This is a genomic window from Mesomycoplasma molare, from assembly GCF_024918955.1.
GTDB classification, from domain to species: Bacteria; Bacillota_I; Bacilli_A; order Mycoplasmatales; family Metamycoplasmataceae; genus Mesomycoplasma_A; species Mesomycoplasma_A molare.
In genome coordinates, this window is record NZ_CP103423.1 from 28,924 (window position 1) to 50,636 (window position 21,713).

Genomic DNA, 21,713 nt, shown 5'->3' on the forward strand with positions numbered 1-21,713 from the left:
TTCATTTACTATTTTTATTATTTCTATATTACCAAAAAAACTATTTAAAAAAGCTCACAAATTATTAGAAAATTGACACTTTTCAAAAGAAAAATTGTTTTTTGATAAAGAATATATAAAAAACAATGAAAAAGTAACTGGAGATTTTTGTAATGTTGGCAGATGAAATACTTATACTTCTTATTCTGAAATGAGAAAAAAATTTAACAGCAAAGATATTTCTTGATATTATGTACTAATTTGAGGACTACATTTTCCTGAAGTTGAAAAAATAATATATTCACCCAATCATAAAGATGTATACCAAGAATTTGTTAATTTATTACATGAACTTTAAATATGAATATTTATACGAAAAATTTACTAATTTATGAAAAATGAAAGGAGATTTTAGATGTCAGATTATGCAAAAGTGTTATATATATTAGCAGCTTTTTCTATATTAGAATCAACGCTTTGAATTTCATATATTTTTTCAAGTAAAGGTGAAATAATAAGATATTTATTTATTACTAACAAAAAAATACAAAAGATTAATAAGCAAAAAAATCCTGTATATGTAAACGAAATCTTTAAAAAAGGATTAGAAACTTGAAAAAAAGAAGTTTTTAAATCAACATTTATTTCTTATATTATCATATTCTTTTTTTTAATTTCTATAATAGTTAATATGTCGGTAAACTTAAAATATTTATTTATAGAAAAAAATTCTAAGTCAAATTTAATATTTCCTTTTACTTTTCATTCTTTATTTTCTTTAGTTATTTTCTTTACATTAATATCTCCAAAACTGATATTGAAAAAAATATATAAATCAGTAGAAAATTGACATTTTTCAAAAGAACAATTGTTTTTTGATAGAGAATATACATACACCAACGAAAAAGTAACAGGTTATTTTAAAATAGCAGACGATCGATACTATAATGAAGCTTCCTATTCTGAAATGAGAAAAAAATTTAACAGCAAAGATATTTCTTGATATTATGTACTAATTTGAGGACTACATTTTTCTGAAGTTGAAAAAATAATATATTCACCCAATCATAAAGATGTATACCAAGAATTTGTTAATTTATTACATGAACAAAATAACCAATAGTTTAAATATACAATGTGGCAAAATTTATATTGCTATGTTGTATATTTTTTATAAAAAATAAATAAAATACATTTTTAAAAGATATAAAAATTTTATATAATTAAAAATAAATAAACATATATATTTTACAAACAATTAATTAAAGAAGGGTAATATGGCAAAAATAGGTATTTTTGGTCTTGGAGGACTGGATGAAAATGGAAAAAATTCATATGTAATTGAAGTTAATGATTCTATTTTTTTAGTAAATGCAGGTGTAAAAGTTCCAATTAGCTCAACTAATGGTATTGATACTTTAATACCGGATTTTTCTTATTTAGAAAACAACAAAGAAAAAATAAAAGGAATTTTTATTACTGATGGTAAAAATGAATCTTTTTCAGCATTACCTTGATTATTAATGAAAATTAAAGGACTAAAAATTTATTGTTCTCCTTTTACCAAATTTTTAGTAGCTGATAGGATTTCTAAATATAAAATAGGACATAATGATTTTGAAATTATTTCTATAGCAAAAGAGGAACTGGATTTTAAAGATGCAAAAGTAAAAAGTATTCCTTTAGCAGGTTCTATGCCGGGTGTATATGGTTATAATTTTGAAACTGAAGATGGTGCTATTTTAATTATGTTAAATTTTATAGTAGGATCTTTAAATATTTATGGAACAACTAATCTAGAACAAATAAAAGCTAATATCAAATCTCCTAAAGGAATACATACACTATTGATAGATTCTGGTAGAGCAAACTATAAAGGAAAAGCTATTGATAAAATAGATATTACACCATCAATTGAAAATGTTTTTTATAAAACTGATCAGAATTCAAGAATTATTGTTGGTTCTTTTGATGAAGAAATGGCTCTTTTACAAGAGGTATTAGATTTAGCTAAAAAATATCAAAGACCAGTAGCAGTATACGGAAGAACATATGGTCAACTTGTAGATTTAATAAAGAAAATTAAATACGAAGGAAAATATTTAGAATTACCAGAATTTATTGACTATAAAGAAGCTAATAAACATAAAAATGCTGTAGTTTTAATTACTTCAACAAGCGAAAGACTATATCAAAGATTTTTAAGAATTACAGAAAATAACGATGTTTTCTTTAAATTATTACCAACAGATACAGTGATAATGGTAGCACCACCTCTTAATGGACTAGAAGTTCTTTATGCTATGACTTTAGACGAAATTGCAAGAATAACACCTAAAGTAGTTGATATAACAGAAAATGAGTATTATAGAATAAGACCGGCAAGAGAGGACATATTTTTAGCAGCTAAAATATTACAACCTAAATTTTTTATTCCTTTACAAGGATTATATAGATATTTAGTAGTTTCTTCTGAAATAGCTCACTTAGCAGGGGTGGATAAAAATAACACCATAGTTTTACAAAACGGAAAAATAGCATTATTTTCTGATGGAGATTTAGTATCGCAAAAAGGTACAATAAAGCAAGTTGGTGAAGTTATTATAGATGGTTTTGGTATAGGGGATATTTCATCAGAAGTTATTAGAGAAAGAGAAAATTTAGCTAGAGATGGAGTTATAACAATAACGAACTTAGTGGACTATAAAACTAAAAAGTTAATTGGTGATTTGCAAATTAATTCATCAGGAATAATTTCTAAAGAAAATAAAAGTAAAATAACAGAAATTATAACATCAGCTGTATATCAAACATTTTTAGAAACTGAAAAGATTGTTTTAAAAGAAGCACAAGAAAAAATCAAGAAAATAATTAAGAAAAAAATATTTAAAATTTATGATAAAGAGCCAGTTTTAGTGGTGATATTTTATGAAATATAAAAAGGGCAAAATAGAATTTTTAATACAATCTAAAATTTTTTGAGCATTAATATTATTAACAAATATGTTACTTTTAGTATTTAGCTTTTTAAATATTAAAGGCTTAACAACAATCTATTCTTATACTATAGGTTTTTTATTTGGTAGTTTATCTTATTCGTATTTTTTATTTATTTTAATTTTATGTTTAACAAAAATTATTTCACCTAAAATATTAGAAACAAAAAAGATAAAAGTAGATTTATATTTAATATCTTTATTCTTTATATTTATAAATATGTTTGTTATTTTTATAATTGAAGATGTTATAAAAATGAAAGGACAAAATATTTTAGATATAGGATTTAAAAACTTTAAAAATTTAAAAAATATTTATTGAATTGAACTAATTAACAAAACTAATGATCCCTTATTATTAGACCTTTCACACTTAGGTTTTTTAAATATATTTATTTATATAACATTAAAATCATTTACTAGTTCTTTAGGTTCTTTTATGATTCCATTATTGTTATTTTTAATTTATCTAATTTGAAAAATCCTATTTTTTGAAAAAAATCAGTTAATTAGACCTAAAAATAAAATAAAAAAAGAAAAAATATTAGAATTTAAAAAAAATAAAATAAAGGAGAATAAAAAGGAACTTGTCCAAAATATAGTTACTAATTTTGACTTAGAAGATAAAGGTAATATAGTTACTAAAGATTTAAAAAAACCAGTTGACTTAGAAATAAAAACATTTATTGAAGAAGAAAATACTGAAAATAAAAGTATAGAAGAAACATTACCTTTTGACAATCCTTTTGATTAAAATGGAACTTAAAAAATTAACTTGAGAAGAAGCACAAAAAGAAATTAATGATGGAGTTGTTTATTTAGAGTTTACAACAACTTGATGTGGCGATTGTAAAATGATGAGTCCAATTGTAAAACAAGTAGAAAATCATTTTAAAGATGAACCTAGATTAAAAATGATTAATGTTAATGCGGAAGAAGCGCAACTATTTAGAAAAGAAGGAACAAAATTCGAAGTATTAAGAGTTCCTACACACATTGTTTTAAAAGATGGAGAAATTTTAAATAAAGGCTTTGAATATTTTCCAAAAGATATCATTATTGAGTGAATAGAATCAGCGCTAAAAAAATAATTTTATACCTCAAAATCAAACATTACTTTTTAATAGTGTTTGATTTTTTTTATTAATTTTAGATAGTAATTATGAACGAAAATAGCATAAACTCTTAAAAAAGTTTTATAATTTTAATTATGAAATTTTTTGAAAAATTAAAAAAACGTTTATTTGGTTCTAAAGAAGAAAATTTAGAAAAGAAAAAAGAAAAATTAGAAAAAAAGATAGAAAAAGAAATAGAAAAGAAAATAGTTGAAGAAGATAAGGTTTATAAGTATGTAGAAGGGTTAAAAAAATCCAATGTTTCACTTAGCGAAAAAATATTAAATTTACAGAATTCCAGAAAAAAAATTGATGATGATTTATTTGATGAATTAGAAGAAATTTTAATAATGTCAGATATTTCTTACTCTTTAGTAGAAGTTATAATTTATGAAATTAAAAAGGAAGTAAAAAAGGAAAATATTGATGATCCAAAATTAATTGGTGAAATTATTGCTGATAAAATTTATACTATTTATGCTAATAATTCAATTATTAATACTCAATTAAATTACAAAGATGGAAGATTAAATGTATTTTTAATGGTTGGTGTAAACGGTTCTGGAAAAACTACTTCTATCTCTAAAATTGCTAAAAAATATGTTGACCTAGGTAAAAAAGTATTAATTGCAGCAGGAGATACATTTAGAGCTGCTGCTGTAGAACAGTTAGAAATATGATCAAAAAGAGCGGGAGCTGATATTATTTCGCCTAATGTAAATGAAACAGATCCATCTTCTATAGTTTATCGCTCTTTAGAAAAAGCTATTAATGATAAATATGATCTTTTAATTATAGATACTGCAGGTAGGTTACAAAATAAAGTTAATTTAATGAACGAATTAGCTAAAATGAATAATATTATTAAAAAGAAAATAGAAGATGCCCCTCATGAGTCTCTTTTGGTAATAGATGCAACAACAGGTCAAAATGGAGTTTCACAAGCTGAGCATTTTAAAGAAGTAACGTCTATTAGTGGAATTGTATTAACTAAAATGGATGGAACTAGTAAGGGAGGAATTGTTTTATCTATAAAAGATAAACTCAATTTAGACGTCAAATTATTAGGATTAGGTGAAAAAATGGAAGATTTACAAGAATTTGACTTAGATGCTTTCATTTACGCTTTAACAAAAGATTTATCGGAGAGTAAACATTAAAATGGATAATTTGGAAAATAGAGAATTGTTAATAAATTTGTTTGAAAAATATTCATCATTTTTAACTCAAAATCAAAGACAAATTTTTCAACTTTATTTTTTTGAAGATTTATCATATGCAGAAATTTCTCAAATTACAGCAACAACTAGAAGTGCTATTTTTGACGCTTTAAAAAAAACAAAAATAAAATTAATGAAATTTTATGATGAATTAGAAAGGAAATAAAATGGCGGTAAAACCTAATAAAAAAATAGTTGCTTACATGGAAAATAAAATCAAATCATTAAAAAGAATTTCTAAAATTTATTTTTGACTAAATAATGTTTTTTCCTTTATTATTATAGCAATAAATATATATTCTATCATATTAGCTATATTATATTTAGATTATGCAACAGTAGAATTAATAAAAGATAATTCTGAAATAGGAAAACATATTACTTCTAGAGAACAATGACCAGAAGTTTTAAAAATTTTATCTTATACAGCTTTTTTTGTTATATTTTTAATAACAAATTTCTTTTTAAGTTTATTTTTAGCAATTTTTAGATCTACATTTCATTATAATAATTACAAACAAGTTAGAAGAGAATTGTACTTCTTATATATAAAATATTTTTCAACGGAAAGAAAAGAATATTCTTTAGAAGAATTTAAACAAGATCTAATAAAAGTTGAACCTATTTTGATAAATAAATATAAGAAAAATTGAAAAAAAGAAATAAAAAGTACATTATTAAAAAAGGTGAGCTAATGAATAAAACAAAAGAAAAAACCATTTTTCCTAAACATTTTAAGTATATTTATAATTACACTTTAACTAAAGTATTTATGTTAAGAATATTATTTATAAGTTTAACATTTGCGACATTTTTATTAGTTTTTGTAAGTGCGCTTTTAACTTCTTATTTTTTAGCAGGTATAAAAGAAAAATATAGATTAGTTTTACCGGAAGAATATACAAATGAAACTTTTAGAACAAATTATGTAATCATAATCGCTTGACTGTCTGCAACAGGTTCTTTTATTACTTCAATCATTGCTTTTTTTTCCATGAATAATAAATATAAAAAAAATCGCAAAGTTTTAACTACATTGCGTTTAGAAAAAGCGCTTTTTGAATCTAATTTAGGAATTTACAAAAAACAAAAAACAAAAGAGACAGTTTTATTATATAGAACAATGTCTATTGTAGGTTGAGATTATCTGACTAAAAATCCTTATTTAGAAGAATTTCAAAAACCAAAAAACAATTATTCTTTAAAAAATATTGAAAATTTATCCGAAGAAGAATTATTATTAAAAGTTAATAAAGTAAGAAGGAAATATACAAGAAAATTCTTTATTTCTTATTTAGTTTTTCTTATTTTAAATATTATAGCTATAATTTTATCCTCATTAATGATAGTATTTAACTTATATTCTTTAAGATTTAATCAATTCCCTGATATTCAAGGCACAGAAAAGTCTATATTGTTTTTAATCGATATTTCTTTAGGATCTGCTTTTATAACTTTATTAACTTCTATTTCTTCTTTCTTTTCTTTTTCAGAAAGAAAATACAAAGTTGATAATGATATACAAGAATTAGAAGCTAAATTAGAAGAATTTAAGACTGTACCAATAGAAGACTTAAATAGTTGAGTAGAAAACATTTCAAATTATGGAGAAATATTTTAATTTTTTAATATAATTTAAATATGTGATTTCCTATAGTTCAAATAATAATATTTTTCTTATGAAATATAGCTTCTAGTTTGATCTTGTATTGAAGAATAAGAAAACCATATAAAACCTTTAGAAAAACTCATGTTTGAGGAAAGATTGAAAAATTTAATTTACTTACATATAATACATATGCTTTCGCATCTTTGGGCGGACTAGTTAATGTAATTTATCAACTATTTGATAAAGAATTTGAATATTCTACAGCATTATTATTATCTATTTTAGCAACTTTAATGTACGTTTTATCAGTATCTTTTTATACATTAGAAATTTTCGTTTATTTTAAAGTTAAACAAAATCCTTTATGGTTATATAAAGAAAAATAATTCTTTTAAAATTTAAAAAACCGAGCAAATGCACGGTTTTTTGTTTATTTTCTTTTTAAAATAAATTTTTTAACTAAAAGCAAAACTATAATAGGTATAACTAGCAAAACAAGGATTGTTAATACAAATAGTTTTAAATATCCTTTATTCATTTTTATTTTTATAGCATCTATTTCTGTGTCTTTAACTATTTGATAACCAAAGTAATCTTGAATATCATTAAGTCTTTTTTTACGGGAAATAGTTAATAAAGTTCAAATAACTAAGTTTCCTAATAGTGAAAGACCTAAAATAATAGATAAAAATTCAGGATTAGGCGTCATTAATTGTATTCATTTTTCAAAATTTAAAAGTCCATTTAGATAAACTTTATCACTAAAATATCAAACAGCTAAGGCGAATAAACCTATATAGAAAAAAGTAAATATTAAAAATCAATTATGATGTATTTGTTGCTTTGTTAATCTTTTATAAAGGTTAGCGATGCTTGTTGGTAATGCTTGAGGATTAATAGTTAATTCATTTCTATACAATTTTTCTGATTTTTTCATAGAAGAAAAATCTAAAAATTTTATAATGAATTTAAAAATAGAATAAGAAGCAATTAAAATAGGTATTATTAATCAACTTCATTCAAAATCAGTTTTAACAAAACCAATTGTTTTTAAAGTATTTGTATAAATTAAAGCAATTAAGGAAGCAGAAACTAAAAATATAAATAGATAAAATATTAAAAATATTTTTAGTATTTTAGATTCGCGAGCAAAAATTTTGTAAACTCCGGTTGGTATAATTTGTTCAGGATCTTTATAAACTTTTGCACTATTTATATCTTGTAAATTAATTTGCTCTTTTTTTATATTTGCAAAATTTACCGTATCTGTATTATTTAAAGGTTTTCATTTCATAGTTTATCCTATTTCTTTCTTTCTATATCTGTTTTAAGTATAGCTAAGAAAGCTTCTTGAGGCACTTCTACAGACCCTATTGCCTTCATTCTTTTCTTACCTTCTTTTTGTTTTTTTAGAAGTTTTTGTCTACGTGTAGGATCACCTCCATACAATTTTGCGGTAACATCTTTTCTGTAAGCCTTTATTGTTTCTCTAGCTATTACTTTAGAACCAATAACAGCCTGTACAGGAACTTCAAAAGATTGTCTGGGTATAACTTCTTTTAATTTTTCTGTTAATTCTCTACCTTTTGAGTAGGCAAAATCTTTGTGAACTATCATTGATAAAGCATCCACCTTATCTCCGTTTAATAAAATATCTAATTTTACAAGGTTAGATTCTTTATAGCCAATTATGTCATATTCAAATGAAGCATATCCTTTAGAAATAGATTTGAGTCTATCAAAAAAATCAAATATAATCTCTACTAATGGAAGTTCATAAACAACTTTTCTTCTTGTTGAATCGATGAATTCTATATCAATAAATGTACCTCTTTTATTTTGACATAATTCCATAATAGAACCAACATAGTCTTCAGGTACTATTACAAAAGCTTTTATATAAGGCTCTTCAATTCTTTTTATAAATGTGGGATCTGGTAAATTAGAAGGATTAGAAATAATTTCTAAACTTTCATCAGTTTTGTATACATGAAATTCAACAGAAGGAGCAGTGGCAATTAAATCAATATTAAATTCTCTTTCTAATCTTTCTTGAAGAATTTCCATATGTAGCATTCCTAAGAATCCTATTCTATATCCAAAACCTAAAGCTTTAGATGATTCAGGTTCAAATGTTATTGAAGAATCTGATAAAGAAATTTTTTCTAAGGATTCTTTAAGTAAATCATAATCTTTACTATCAATTGGATAAAATCCTGTATAAACTACAGGTTTTAGTTTTTTGTAACCAGGTAAAGCTTCTTTTGCAGGGTTATTTGTTAATGTAATTGTATCCCCAACAGAAATATCCTTAGCATCTCTAATTGAAGCCGAAATTCAACCTACTTCTCCAGATACTAACTCATCTTTTTTTAATTCATTTGGAGTTCTAACCCCTAATTCCACAACATGAAATCTTTTATTAGAAGACATTAGTGTGAAAGTATCTCCAACTTTAATCTTACCTTCTACTACTCTTATAAGTAGTACAACTCCTTTATAAGAATCAAAATATGAATCAAAAATTAAAGCTCTTAAAGGTTTATTATCATCAGCATTTTTGGGTGCAGGAATTCTAGAAACAATAGCTTCTAAAACATTTTCAATATTTAATCCGGTTTTAGCAGAAATTAACACACTATCATCGGCAGGAATACCAATTATATTTTCAATTTCTCGTTTTACTTTTTCAGGGTCTGCAGAAGGAAGATCTATTTTATTAATTATAGGAATTATTTCTAGATTATTATCGATAGCTAGATAAACATTAGCTAAAGTTTGTGCTTCAATTCCTTGAGTTGCATCTACTAGAAGCAAAGCCCCCTCTGTTGCTGCTAAAGATCTAGATACTTCATATGTAAAATCTACGTGCCCGGGAGTATCGATTAGGTGAAAAATATAATCTTTATATTTTAATTGAACAGCATTAAGTTTTATGGTAATTCCTCTTTCTTGTTCTAATTCCATAGAATCTAAGTGTTGAGTTTTTAGTTCTCTTTTAGAAACTGCTCCTGTAAATTCTAAAATTCTATCAGCTAAAGTGGATTTACCGTGATCAATATGAGCTATAATACAAAAATTTCTAATATTTTCTTTTTTCATATTATTAAATTTTACATTATTTCTTTTAAAAAAAAGAATAAAAAAAGAACTTTAAAGTTCTTTAAATTATTGAGAATCGGAACTTGGTTTAGTTGCTTCGTCTTTATCGTTTTTAATACTATTTGTAATCTCTACAGAAGGGTTTTTTGAATTAGTTTTAACGTAGTATTGGTAAATGAAAAAAATACCTCCGGCAGTTAAAGCAGCACTAGAAAAACCCAAGAATAATCCTAATAATCATCTATTAGTTCTTCCTGCAGAAGTTTTAGCTTTTCTTCAAGAATTATCTTTTTTTACTTTTTGTTTTGCTTTTTTTGGTTCTACTTCTAATTTTTGTTCTTCTGCAACTTTATTTTCTGTCATAATACTCCTAATATACTTAATTTGCATAAATTATACCATTTATAATTATTTTTTCTTTATAAAATTAGCAATTATTATATAATTTAAAAAACAATAAATTAATTATCGAAGACGAAGACACGTTCAAAGTTTGACAGAAATAAGAGAATTAACGGTTGGTGAAAGTTAATCTGGATGCTTTAGAATATCACTTCTGAGACCTATCAAGGCGGTTAATTCACGAAAAGAATTTAAAACGAAGAATCTGATCTAAGGTGGTACGTTAGTCCTTGGATACAGATTTTTATTTTTCTTTTAAAATAGGAGTAATATATGGAAAAACAATATAAAGATACTTTAAATATGCCTAAAACAGATTTTGAAATGAAGGCAAATTTAGTAGAAAAAGAAGAAAAATACAGAGATTATTGATTAAAAAACGAAATTTATCAAAAATTAATAAATAAAAACAAAGGGAAAAAGCAATATGTTCTACATGATGGTCCACCATATGCAAATGGTAATATTCATTTAGGACATGCACTAAATAAAGTTATTAAAGATATAATAGTTAGATTTAAAAATATGAGTGGTTTTTATTCACCTATGGTAAATGGTTGAGATACACATGGCTTACCTATTGAATTAAAAATGTTACAAAACTTAAATAAAAATCACAAAGATTTTTCAATTTTAGAATTAAGAAAAGAATCGTATAAATATGCTTTATCTCAAATTGAAAATCAAAAAGAACAATTAAAAAAATTACAATTAGTTAGTGATTTTAAAGAAATATATAAAACTTTAACACCATATTTTGAAGCTAAACAAATAGAACTATTAAAAAAAATGGCTTTAAATGGACTTTTAAGAAAGGGACTAAAACCGGTCTATTGATCTCCTTCAAGTCAAACAGCTTTGGCAGAAGCTGAAGTAGAATATGCAGAACATAGATCTCCTTCGATTTATGTAACTTTTAAAGTTTCTAAAGGTAATTCGTTTTTACAAAGCGGAGATAATCTTGTAATATGAACAACTACTCCATGAACATTAATTGCTAACTCTGGAGTTGCTGTTGGAGAAAAAATAGAATATTCTAGAGTTAAAGTTAATAACCAAATATATGTGGTAGCTAAAGAACTTTTAGAATCACTTACAACTTTATTCCAATGAGAAAATGTAGAAATTTTAGAAGTTAAAACAGGTGAACATTTAATAAATTCAGAATACATAAGACCAATAAAAAAAGATAAAATAGGAAAAGTTGTTTTAGGACACCACGTAGAAATAGGGACAGGTACAGGACTTGTACATATGGCTCCATTATTTGGGGAAGATGACTTTTTAATTGGTAAAAAAGAAAAATTAGACTTTATAATGCATGTAAACGATGATGGAACTTTAAACAAAGAAGCAGATAAATTCGAGGGATTATTTTATGAGGATTCTAATAAAGAAATAGGGTTATTTTTAGATTCACAAAAAGAACTTTTAAAACTTCAATTTATAAAACACTCATATCCACACGACTGAAGGACAAAAAAACCTATTATTTTTAGAGGTACCCCACAATGATTTGTTTCTATTGATAAAATTAAAAAAGATATTTTAAAAGCCATCGAAGGTGTTAAATTTCATCATGATTGAGCTAAAAAACGTTTAATTAAAATGATAGAAAATAGAGAAGAGTGAACCATCTCTAGACAAAGAGCTTGGGGTGTGCCAATAACTATTTTTTATGATGAAAATAATGAACCTGTCATTAAAGAAGAATTATTTAATCATGTTATTAATTTGATTGAAAAATTTGGTAGTGACATTTGATTTGAAAAAGAAACAGATGAATTATTGCCTGAAAAATATAGAAATAAAGGTTGAACAAGAGAAAAAGACATAATGGACGTTTGATTTGATTCAGGTTCTACTTCAATTGGTGTTGAAATAGAGGGTGTGGAAAAACCTTTTGATCTTTATTTTGAAGGATCAGATCAATATAGAGGGTGATTTAATTCTTCATTAATTAACTCTGTTGCATATAGAGGAGTAGCTCCTTATAAAGAATTGTTATCACATGGATTTATAGTTGATGAAAAAGGTCAAAAAATGTCGAAATCTTTAGGAAATGGTGTAGAACCAATTGAACTAATAGAGAAACATGGAGCGGATGTTTTAAGACTTTGAATAGCTAATAGTGAATATTCAGACGATATTTCCTACTCTAAAAAAATATTTGATCAAAATATAGAAATATATAGAAAAATTAGAAATACATTAAGATTTCTGTTAGGTAATATTTCTGATTTTAATTCTTCACAAAAAATAGCCCTAACAGGTGTACACGCTTTTATGGCAGAAGAAATTAAAAAATTAAATAACAATATAATAAAAAACTATAATAATCACAAATTTATTTCAGTTGTTAAAGAAATTAATAATTTTATTATTGAATTCTCAAGCTTTTATTTATCAATCACAAAGGATTCTTTATATGCTGATAGTAAGACTTCTCTAGAAAGATTAATGATTCAAACAAATCTTTATAATTTGGCAAATTTATTGTTAATTGCTCTAGCGCCTATTATTCCAACAACTACAGAAGAAGCCTATTCTTTCATAAACAAAGAAAACAAACAAATTTCCGTTCATTTAGAAGACTTTTTAAAAGAAGAAGAATATAATGAATCATTAATTAATGAATGAAAAGAATTTTTTGAATTAAAAGATCAAGTTTATAAATTAATTGAAGATGAAATTAAATCTGGAAAAATAAAAAGACAAAATGAAGCAAAACTTTATTTAAAAACAGAAAGTAATTTCATAAAAAGCTTAAATTTAGTAAAACTATTGATGGTAGGATCTGTAGAATTTTCTGACGTTACAAAAGTCGAAGTTTTTGATTCTATTAAATGTCAAAGATGCTGAAATCATTTTGAAAACAAAGATATAAAAGGAGAGCTTTGTTTAAGATGTGATGAGGTATTAAAAAATGAATGAAGTTAAAAAACATTTTTTTCAGTGACTAAATCATTTAAAAAACTTTCCGAAAAAGAAATTATTGTTAAATAGTATTATTTCTTTTTCTTTAATTTTAACTTTTGTTTTAATAGATCAATTAACAAAAAATTTAATTTTTGATCATAAAGAATTTACTGTATTTTCCAATTGAAAAGAAAGAAATGTTATATTAGATTTTAAAATTATAGGTTTTCGCCCCCTATTACATATTGGAGTTACTTCGGGTATAAATAAATATATTGGTTTTTTCTTTATTCATCTATTTAGTTTAATAATTGTTCTTGTATTACCTTATTTTATGATTTTTTCTAAAAGAAAATTAACTATAATTATCTTAGCCTTTTTATGGTCTGGAACATTCGGGAATATGTTAGATCGTTTTCTTTACGAAAACGGAGTAAAAGATGTTTTTTATATACCTTGATATGATAATGGAACATTTAATTTTGCTGATGTTTTAATAGTTCTAGGATCTATAGGAGGGGCTTTAATCATCTTATATACAAGCTTTATAGAAAGTTATATTTTAAAAAAGAAAAATAACAAAGAACACAAAGAATAGGATTATTTTTTCATAATCTTATTTTTTATTTTTTTGATTATTTTTTATTAAAAAAAACATTTTAGAATATAATTTTTTTATGGATCATAATAGCGCCAAAAAGAAATCTTATTTAAAGCACATAATTGAAAGTTATATTGAAAATGGAGAACCTATTGGTTCTGAAGCGTTAAAGGAAAAATATAATTTACAAGTCTCTTCTTCTACTATTAGAAGCATAATGGCAGAGCTAGAAAAAGACGGTTTTTTAGAAAAATCGCACGTTTCTAGTGGAAGAATTCCTACTTTAAAAGCATATGAGTATTATGCAAGTTATTTAGTAGATACAACCGACAATGATCTAGAAGCAAAAATGAATGACATTTTCGCTAAAAGAAGAATTTCTATTGATAAAACAATAGAAGAAGCAGCTAAATTAATTTCAGAAGTTGCTGGAATTACGGTAGTTACATCAGATTTAAGAAGTGCAGAAAAATTAAGATCAATTCAATTCACTATAATAGATAATTATTCTGGTGTAATTGTATTAGTTACTTCTTTAGGTAGAGTAGAAAATAAAATAGTTTCTTTTTCTAATGAGGTAGAAAAAGAAGATATTAAAGTAGCGATAAGAATTTTTAAAGAAAGATTAATTAATGTTGCGTTAAACGAAATCCAAAAAATAGTAGAAATTTTAGTTCCGATTTTAGCAAAAGAAATAAAAAATTTAGATAATGTTTTAAAAACATTTATGCAAAATATTTTTAATTTTAAAACCAACTATGAATCAAAAATATATAATAAAAATAATTTGATTTTATCTAGAGAAATATCAAGAGAAAAACTTAGTCAAATTTTAGATTTAATTGAAAAAAAATCTATTTGAGAAACTATTGAAAATAAATTAGATGAAGATAAAAATATAAAAATAAAAATAGAGTCGGATGAAGCTGTTTTTATTTCTAAAAAAGTTGAAAATCAAAATATTAGCAAAGAAATAAGTGTAGTTGGAGCAACAACTAGACTAGATTATTCAAAAGTTTTAAGTGCTTTAGATCTATTGGAAAAATTTCTTAAACAAGAAAAATAGTAAAGGAGATTTTAAATGGAAGAAAAAAATAATAATAACAACAGCAATAATAGTACTGAAAATCAAAATAAAGAAACTAATAAACCTAAAAATAATAATTTTAAAAATAAAAAAAATAAAAGAAATATTAATAAAAAAAACAATAAAAAAGAGGAAAACGTTTCTCTTTCAGAAAAACAAAAAATTAAAATTACATTATTAGAGCTAGAAATAGCAAAACTAAAAATGGAAATTGAAAAAAATAATGAAGAATTAAGAACCAAAGCTTTAGAATTACAAAATAAAGCTAAAGAAGAAATTCAAAAGCATAAAGATGAAACTTCTTCAAAATTTGAATTGGAATTAACAAATATAAAAAAATATGGAATCCAAAAGTTTTTTGAATCTTTCTTAATACCTTTAAAAAATTTAGAATTAGCTATTCAAGCGGGAGAAAAACAAGATAATTCAGCCGTGCAAAACTATGTAAAAGGTTTTAGTATGTTATTAAAACAAATGGAATTAATATTTTCCGATTTTGGAATCCAAAAAATAGAACCTTTTGTTGGAGAAAACTATAATCCAGAACTTCATGAAGTATTTGAAACAGAAGAAAATAGTCAATTAAAAGACAAAATAGTTTCTATTAAAAGTAATGGTTATAAATTATATGATAGAGTTGTAAAACCAGCTTCGGTTATAGTGGGAAAATAGCATGCAAAATAAAATTATAGAAGCATTAGAAGAAGTACTGAAAGAATTAAAAGTTTCTAAAAATGTAGTATTAACTAAATCGAAAGATTTTGGTGACTATTCTACAAATTTAGCTATGACTCTTAAAAAAGAATTAAACTTAACTCCTATGGAAATAGCTGAATTAATAGTTAATAAAATAGATAAAGAAAAATATTTTATATCTAATATAGTTATAGCTAAACCTGGATTTATTAATTTTTTCGTTAAAAATACTTTTTTTGTTGATGAAACAAATAAGATTTTAAATCTTGAAAATAAATATGGACAACTTGAACAAAATCAAAAAATAAACTTAGAATTTGTTTCAGTAAATCCTACAGGTTTTTTACATTTAGGACACGCCAGAGGAGCAGCTTTAGGAGCTACATTAGCTAATATTCTTTCTTTTGCTGGTAATAAAGTAATAAAAGAATATTATGTAAATGATGCAGGTAATCAAATTGATATATTGGCAGAATCAGTTTTTGCAAGATATCAGCAACATTTTGGTAAAAAATATCCAATGCCGGAAAATTCTTACGTAGGAGCAGATGTTAAGTGAGCTGCCCATGTAATAATTAAATTATTTAAAGATAAATTTGTAAACTCTGATTTAAATGATAAAAAAGTAAAAGATTTTTTCAAAAAAGCTTCAGTATCTATTATGTTAGGACAAATAAAAAGAGATTTGTCTTTATTTGGAATAACTTTTGACAAATTCTTTAGTGAAAAAACGTTATACAAAAATAAAAAAATCGATAATGCTTTATTAAAGTTAAAAAATACTTATAACAAAGATGGTGCTCTTTGATTAAAAACTAGTGATTATGGTGATGATAAGGATAGGGTTTTAATAAAAAAAGATGGTAGCTATACTTATTTTTTACCAGATATTGCTTATCATAATGAAAAAATGTTAGCAGATAATGGTGTGGACAAATTAATAAATGTTTGGGGTGCAGACCACATTGGGTATATTAAAAGAATGGAAATCGCAATAGATCAGTTAGGTTTTGATTCGAAAAAACAATTTAAGGTTTTAACTTGTCAGATAGTTCGTCTAATGAAAGATGGAACTGAGTTAAAAATGTCAAAAAGAAAAGGTGTAACTTTTACAGCTAGAGAATTAATCGAATTAGTCGGAAAAGATGCAGCCAGATTTTTCATGATAGATAGAAGTGAAAATTCAGGATTAGACTTCGATGTAAAATTAGCGTTAGAATCAAGCCAAAAAAATCCAGTATTTATGATTCAATATGCTTATGCTAGAGCGAATCAATTGCTAGCAAAAACCCATTTTAAAACATTTAGTGCTAAAAGTTTTATTAATGAAAATGAAACAAAATTAGTAAATACACTAAAAGATTTTCCTGAATTAATAAAAAAAATAAGTGTAAATTATAAAATTCATTTATTGCCCGAATACTTAATAAGATTAGCAAAAGACTTTAATTCTTTTTATTCTAACTCTAAAATAATAGGAGAAGAAAGAGAAGAAAGTTTAATCGCTTTAGTGAAAGCAACTAAAATAGTATTAAAAAATGGATTAGATTTAATTGGGGTTTCTGCTCCAGAAAGGATGTAAAATGAAAACAATGATTGTATTAGCAAAAGAAATACTCGAAAAAGAAAGAGAAATGGAGTTTGAAAAAATATTTTCTCACATTCAAGAGAAACTTCAAGAAAAATGAAATGTTTCTCTAAATGCAAATGAAGAAAATGCTATAGAAAATCTATTAGTTAAAAAAAGAGGAGAACTTTATAGACTTTTAACAGTAGATAGCAACTTCAAAAGACTTAACGACGGAAGATGAACATTAAAAAAATACTAAAAATTAAATGTGGATTTGATATTGATTAATTAATTTGAATGGAAAATCAAGTATAGCACTGTAAAATAAGAACAAAGAGTGATATACTTGATTTTTTAAATAAAATTTTTCTATAAAATAATATAGGTTACTGTTTAGGTACTATAGGATATTTTGTATAAATTATCTTTTTTCTAACATAAAATGTTAGAAATTTGAGAATAAAAACACAAATTTCACTAAATTCTAATAAAAAACAGATTTTATTCGGCTTTTTGTTTGGAATATATATATATATATAATATACATAAAATTATTAAATTTTTAAAAAAAAGAAAGAAAGTAGAAAAATCAAATGTTAGAATACAAAATTGAAAATACTAGAAGTTTACTAGAACAAAAAGAAATCGAAGTTTATACATCTTTTGGTTGAATTTTAAAGGATAGAGTTCAAAGAGGAGAAGATTTAGTTAGTTTATCATTTCAAAGAGATACAAATATAAAAAAATATCAAGAAATAAAACAAATAGAAGCTAAATATAGAAGTATAAAATTAGAAGATGAAAAAGAATTACCTGTTCTTAATTTAATTAAGTTCCCTCTTATTTTAGCTATTCTTTTATTTCCTATTTTAATTTTTGTTTATATTTTTACTCTAATAAATTACAAGAATAAGAAAAAACAAATTCAAAAGCAAAACGAAGAGATAAGAAAAGAAAATAATAAAAAAATAGACTTACAATTAGCATATATTACGGAAGCTAAAGATCTTACTTTTGAAGCTTTTACCGAATAATTTTATAAGTATTAAATTTAATTCAGATACTTTTTAATAATAAATATATATGGAAAATAAAAAGAAATTAAAAAATATTAGTTTATATTGTTTTAACTTTTTTATTAACATGTTTGGTATTTTGTAATTTATTTGTCTATTTAATAGAAAAAGAAAGTTATTGATATCTTCTTTTTCTATTTTTTAATAAATAATAAAAAAGCAAACACACTCACATTATATAAGAAACTACTTTGTATTTAATTATGCTGTGTGTTTGTTTTTTTTGTTATAATTTAACTATTATATTGGTGTTGTTATTCTCAAATTTCTAACATTTTATGTTAGCAAAAAGATAATTTACACAAAATATCCTATAGCGGCCTATAGGTTTTATTATTTATTTTTTTTAATAAATTCTTCTAAATTATACTCGTGTTCATATCTTTTAGCAGCTTCTTTGTCTTTACGAATTATAACTTCGCTAAGATTTATATTGTTTATACTAGCTAAAGCAACAGTGTAATGAATAATGTCTGCTAATTCTTCTTCTAATGAAACATTTTGCTTATTCTGTTTTCAGCCTTCTTTAATAGCAATAGCTTCAGCTACTTCTCCTACTTCTTCTGTTAATTTAGTTAGCATTCTTACATTATTTGCTTTATTTTTATAAATTTCATATAAATATTCTTGCAATTGTTTTATTGTTAATTCTTTTTTCATCTTTTCCTTTATTAAAAATAAAAAACAGGCGAACCTGTTTAAAACATTATTTTTTAAGATTTTTAGCGAAAGCAGCCATTCTATTAAATCTTTCAATTCTTCCGGTTGCTCTTGCCATAGATTTATCACCTGTGTAAAATGAATGGCATCCTGAACAAACATCAACAGAAAATTTTGAAACAGTAGAACCAAATGTAAATTCTGTTGAACAAGTTGAACAAACAGATTTAACAGTTTGGTATTCTGGATGAATATCTTTTTTCATTTTTTCCTTTCACATGGATTAATTATAATTCCATATTTTTATCTATTTTAATTAAATAATAATTAATTAGTAATATAATATTATCATATTTTGTTTTTTTAAAATCAAAATTAAATAAAAAAGAGGAGAAATGCACGATTATAAAAGTAACTTTACTAATGCTTTAGATTATGGCTATCAAAAAACAAAACTAATTTGATGAAAAATATTTTTAATGGGTATGTTAGCTTCAATTTATGTTGCAATAGCTTATGTAGCATATATTTATATTTTATCTTGATATGGTAATGATGAACTATTAAGAACAGGAGAATTTCATTTAACAGGTAGTGCTCTTTTTGTTGCGTCTTTAATTTTCCCTGTGGGGTTAATGATGATAACTATTCTAGGAGGTTCATTATTTACCTCTGATACTTTAGCAATGCTTGCTGTATTTGATAAAAAAGCTCGTTTATATAAAGTTTTTAGAAATCTAGGAATAGTTTTTTTAGGAAACTTAGTAGGAGCATTAATAGCTGCTGCGGTTTTAAGAGGAGCTAGTGCTTTTAAGGGAGAACAATTAAGAGTTATTGAATATTTAATAACTAAAAAAGTTTCTAGTTATTGATATGAAATTTTATTTTCTTCAATGTTTTCTAATTTAATTGTAGCGGGAACTGTTTGATCAACACTAGCAACAAGAGGCGCTATTGGGAAAATTTTTATAATTTTCTTTTTCATTTGATTATTTACTGTAACAGGATTCCATCATGTTATAGCTAATTTAATAATTTTTGCCTTTGGTTGATTATTTGCAGATGTAGAATATATTCAATATTTTAAAACACATGAAGAAATAATTTCTTGATCACAACAAGCAATTGATGGAGGAATTATAACTTCAGATTATTTAGAATCAAGAATTATAGATTTTACTAAAGCATCTAAACCTACATTTGAAAGTATGTCATTCGGATATAAAGATTCTTTATATAATATTATTAACATCAATTCATCACATAAATTACCTGCTTACTCATTTGATTGAACATTGAAAGCATTTTTTGTTAATGCATTACCTGCTTTAGTGGGTAATTGATTTTCTGGCGCTATAGTTCTGCCTGTATCTTATTGAGCTGTTGTTAAATTTAAAGTAGATAAATACGGAACTATTGATTCTGAAATAATAATGGAAAATGAAATAAAAGAAGTAATTCAAAATACACATGTAGATGATATACATGAAGCAGAAAAAATAGCATATATAAACCTAAAACAAAAACAAAGAGAAGAAATTAAAAAAGAACTTAAAAAAGAATTATGATTCGATAAAATAATTAGTAAAATTAAAAATAAAAATAAAAAATAAGTTATTGAACTATAAAATCCCACTTCAAGTTGTTTAAATACAACAAACAAAATGAAGTGGGATTTATTATTCTAAAAAAAATAAAATGGTAAAATTTAAATATGAAAAAAATCAACGCAAAAACCATATCTTTTGTTGCTGTATTTATGTCTATTTCTACAATAATGCTCTTATTGGGAATTAGATTTTTTCCTTTAGCTATATTACCTAATCTAAGATTTTCCATTATAGGTTTACCAATAAAAATAACCGGTTTTATATTTGGACCCATAATAGGTTTTTTAACAGGATTTTTGTCTGATTTAATTTCATTCCAATTTGTTCCAAGTACATATTCAATTTATTACACAATAGCTTTATCAATAACAGGATTTATTCCGGGCGTTATATCGTGAATTTTTTTCAATTTTATTAAAGTTCAATTAAATGATAACTATATTCAAAAGAAAATAAAAATTAAATTAGAAGAGTATAGTTTACAACTAGAAAAATTTATTTTATCTTTAGAATCTCTTTCGGCTACAGACAATAAAAGAAAAAAAATTGATAAAAAAATTAAATTTATATCATGAAAAATTAATAGATTAAATAAAGAAACAAGAGAAAAAACCTTATTAACTTCTATGTTGATTTTTTGTTGAATAGTTATTATACTTGTAGCTACTATAGTTTGTACAATAGTGTTTTTATCTCCTGATGAAACTTTTAAAAATTCTAAATTTATTAAAAATAAAATTTCTTTTTTAATTTTAATGCTTTCAGGAAATGGAACAATGCTTATTTTTATTACAGTAGCAAGATTTTTAAAATTCTTTAAAGAAAAAGAGCGTTTTGTAACGATGGTTCCAATTATAGCTTTTTCAGCAATTTTAGAACCTGTAGCTAGTGTAATTTTATCTTTAGGTGATGTTCAATCTGCAACATTCCCCACTTTTGAAGTAGCCCTAATTTCACACTTTTTAATCTCTCCAATTAAGATATGAATTAATTTATTTGTTATATATTTAACTAGTTTGGTTATATTACCAATAGTTAAAAATAAAAATAAAAATCACTACTAGGAAAATA

Annotated in this window: 24 protein-coding genes; 19 read left to right on the forward strand and 5 right to left on the reverse strand. The window is 24.0% G+C overall.

The genetic code is table 4. The features are described 5' to 3' along the window. Positions 1-94 precede the first annotated feature (94 nt). From NX772_RS00155 to NX772_RS00200, 10 genes are all read left to right on the forward strand, one after another. The gene (locus NX772_RS00155) at positions 95-337 is read left to right on the forward strand and encodes a hypothetical protein (RefSeq protein WP_259429377.1); all 243 of its coding nucleotides are present in this window, start codon (positions 95-97) and stop codon (positions 335-337) included. Between the two features lie 57 nt (positions 338-394). After that, positions 395-1,102 (forward strand): hypothetical protein, encoded by a 708-nt coding sequence (locus NX772_RS00160; protein ID WP_259429378.1) that lies wholly within the window; start codon positions 395-397, stop codon positions 1,100-1,102. Positions 1,103-1,256: 154 nt separating this feature from the next. After that, the gene (locus tag NX772_RS00165; RefSeq protein WP_027123328.1) at positions 1,257-2,918 is read left to right on the forward strand and encodes a ribonuclease J; all 1,662 of its coding nucleotides are present in this window, start codon (positions 1,257-1,259) and stop codon (positions 2,916-2,918) included. After that, positions 2,908-3,729 (forward strand): hypothetical protein, encoded by an 822-nt coding sequence (locus tag NX772_RS00170; RefSeq protein WP_027123329.1) that lies wholly within the window; start codon positions 2,908-2,910, stop codon positions 3,727-3,729. Before NX772_RS00165 ends, NX772_RS00170 begins: the two co-directional genes overlap by 11 nt. 1 nt (position 3,730) lies before the next feature. Next, positions 3,731-4,066, forward strand: a complete 336-nt coding sequence (locus NX772_RS00175; RefSeq protein WP_259429379.1) for a thioredoxin family protein — start codon at positions 3,731-3,733, stop codon at positions 4,064-4,066. Between the two features lie 119 nt (positions 4,067-4,185). Then, complete coding sequence (gene ftsY, locus NX772_RS00180; RefSeq protein ID WP_027123331.1) at positions 4,186-5,250, forward strand: signal recognition particle-docking protein FtsY; 1,065 nt, start codon at positions 4,186-4,188, stop codon at positions 5,248-5,250. Between the two features lies 1 nt (position 5,251). After that, positions 5,252-5,476: a sigma factor-like helix-turn-helix DNA-binding protein gene (locus NX772_RS00185; protein WP_036450181.1), complete on the forward strand. Its 225-nt coding sequence runs from the start codon at positions 5,252-5,254 to the stop codon at positions 5,474-5,476. A gap of 1 nt (position 5,477) precedes the next feature. Then, positions 5,478-6,005 carry a hypothetical protein gene (locus NX772_RS00190; RefSeq protein ID WP_027123333.1) on the forward strand — a complete coding sequence of 176 codons (528 nt, stop codon included), beginning with the start codon at positions 5,478-5,480 and terminating at the stop codon, positions 6,003-6,005. After that, positions 6,005-6,931, forward strand: coding sequence for a DUF4231 domain-containing protein (locus NX772_RS00195; protein WP_027123334.1), 927 nt, complete (start codon positions 6,005-6,007; stop codon positions 6,929-6,931). Before NX772_RS00190 ends, NX772_RS00195 begins: the two co-directional genes overlap by 1 nt. Positions 6,932-6,951: 20 nt before the next feature. After that, positions 6,952-7,305, forward strand: coding sequence for a hypothetical protein (locus tag NX772_RS00200; RefSeq protein ID WP_027123335.1), 354 nt, complete (start codon positions 6,952-6,954; stop codon positions 7,303-7,305). Between the two features lie 44 nt (positions 7,306-7,349). Here the strand turns inward: NX772_RS00200 and NX772_RS00205 are convergent, their stop codons facing one another. From NX772_RS00205 to NX772_RS00215, 3 genes are all read right to left on the reverse strand, one after another. Then, positions 7,350-8,213: an MSC_0882 family membrane protein gene (locus NX772_RS00205; RefSeq protein ID WP_027123336.1), complete on the reverse strand. Its 864-nt coding sequence runs from the start codon at positions 8,211-8,213 to the stop codon at positions 7,350-7,352. 8 nt (positions 8,214-8,221) lie between these two features. Continuing rightward, positions 8,222-10,021: a translation elongation factor 4 gene (gene lepA, locus NX772_RS00210; protein ID WP_027123337.1), complete on the reverse strand. Its 1,800-nt coding sequence runs from the start codon at positions 10,019-10,021 to the stop codon at positions 8,222-8,224. Positions 10,022-10,087: 66 nt separating this feature from the next. Next, complete coding sequence (locus NX772_RS00215) at positions 10,088-10,384, reverse strand: hypothetical protein (RefSeq protein ID WP_027123338.1); 297 nt, start codon at positions 10,382-10,384, stop codon at positions 10,088-10,090. A gap of 312 nt (positions 10,385-10,696) precedes the next feature. On the opposite strand from NX772_RS00215, the gene ileS reads away from it, so the two are divergent. From ileS to NX772_RS00250, 7 genes are all read left to right on the forward strand, one after another. Continuing rightward, positions 10,697-13,363, forward strand: coding sequence for an isoleucine--tRNA ligase (ileS, locus tag NX772_RS00220; RefSeq protein WP_027123339.1), 2,667 nt, complete (start codon positions 10,697-10,699; stop codon positions 13,361-13,363). Further along, positions 13,350-13,940, forward strand: a complete 591-nt coding sequence (locus NX772_RS00225; RefSeq protein WP_036450184.1) for a signal peptidase II — start codon at positions 13,350-13,352, stop codon at positions 13,938-13,940. Before ileS ends, NX772_RS00225 begins: the two co-directional genes overlap by 14 nt. 79 nt (positions 13,941-14,019) lie before the next feature. Next, a complete protein-coding gene (gene hrcA, locus NX772_RS00230; protein ID WP_027123340.1) occupies positions 14,020-15,009 on the forward strand; it encodes a heat-inducible transcriptional repressor HrcA in 990 nt (329 codons plus the stop codon). Between the two features lie 15 nt (positions 15,010-15,024). Then, entirely contained in the window at positions 15,025-15,702 is a 678-nt protein-coding gene (locus NX772_RS00235; RefSeq protein WP_051542165.1) for a nucleotide exchange factor GrpE, read from the forward strand. Between the two features lies 1 nt (position 15,703). Beyond that, entirely contained in the window at positions 15,704-17,308 is a 1,605-nt protein-coding gene (gene argS / locus NX772_RS00240; RefSeq protein ID WP_027123341.1) for an arginine--tRNA ligase, read from the forward strand. A gap of 1 nt (position 17,309) precedes the next feature. Then, a complete protein-coding gene (gene rpoE, locus NX772_RS00245) occupies positions 17,310-17,555 on the forward strand; it encodes a DNA-directed RNA polymerase subunit delta (RefSeq protein ID WP_036450186.1) in 246 nt (81 codons plus the stop codon). Positions 17,556-17,889: 334 nt separating this feature from the next. Continuing rightward, complete coding sequence (locus tag NX772_RS00250) at positions 17,890-18,330, forward strand: hypothetical protein (RefSeq protein WP_027123343.1); 441 nt, start codon at positions 17,890-17,892, stop codon at positions 18,328-18,330. Positions 18,331-18,705: 375 nt separating this feature from the next. Here the strand turns inward: NX772_RS00250 and NX772_RS00255 are convergent, their stop codons facing one another. Both NX772_RS00255 and rpmE read right to left on the reverse strand, forming a co-directional pair. After that, positions 18,706-19,032, reverse strand: coding sequence for a MazG nucleotide pyrophosphohydrolase domain-containing protein (locus NX772_RS00255; RefSeq protein WP_027123344.1), 327 nt, complete (start codon positions 19,030-19,032; stop codon positions 18,706-18,708). 46 nt (positions 19,033-19,078) lie between these two features. Next, complete coding sequence (gene rpmE, locus NX772_RS00260) at positions 19,079-19,297, reverse strand: 50S ribosomal protein L31 (RefSeq protein ID WP_027123345.1); 219 nt, start codon at positions 19,295-19,297, stop codon at positions 19,079-19,081. A gap of 130 nt (positions 19,298-19,427) precedes the next feature. On the opposite strand from rpmE, the gene NX772_RS00265 reads away from it, so the two are divergent. After that, positions 19,428-20,645 carry a formate/nitrite transporter family protein gene (locus NX772_RS00265; RefSeq protein WP_027123346.1) on the forward strand — a complete coding sequence of 406 codons (1,218 nt, stop codon included), beginning with the start codon at positions 19,428-19,430 and terminating at the stop codon, positions 20,643-20,645. A 101-nt stretch (positions 20,646-20,746) separates the two neighbouring features. Beyond that, positions 20,747-21,706, forward strand: coding sequence for a hypothetical protein (locus tag NX772_RS00270; protein ID WP_027123347.1), 960 nt, complete (start codon positions 20,747-20,749; stop codon positions 21,704-21,706). Positions 21,707-21,713 lie beyond the last annotated feature (7 nt).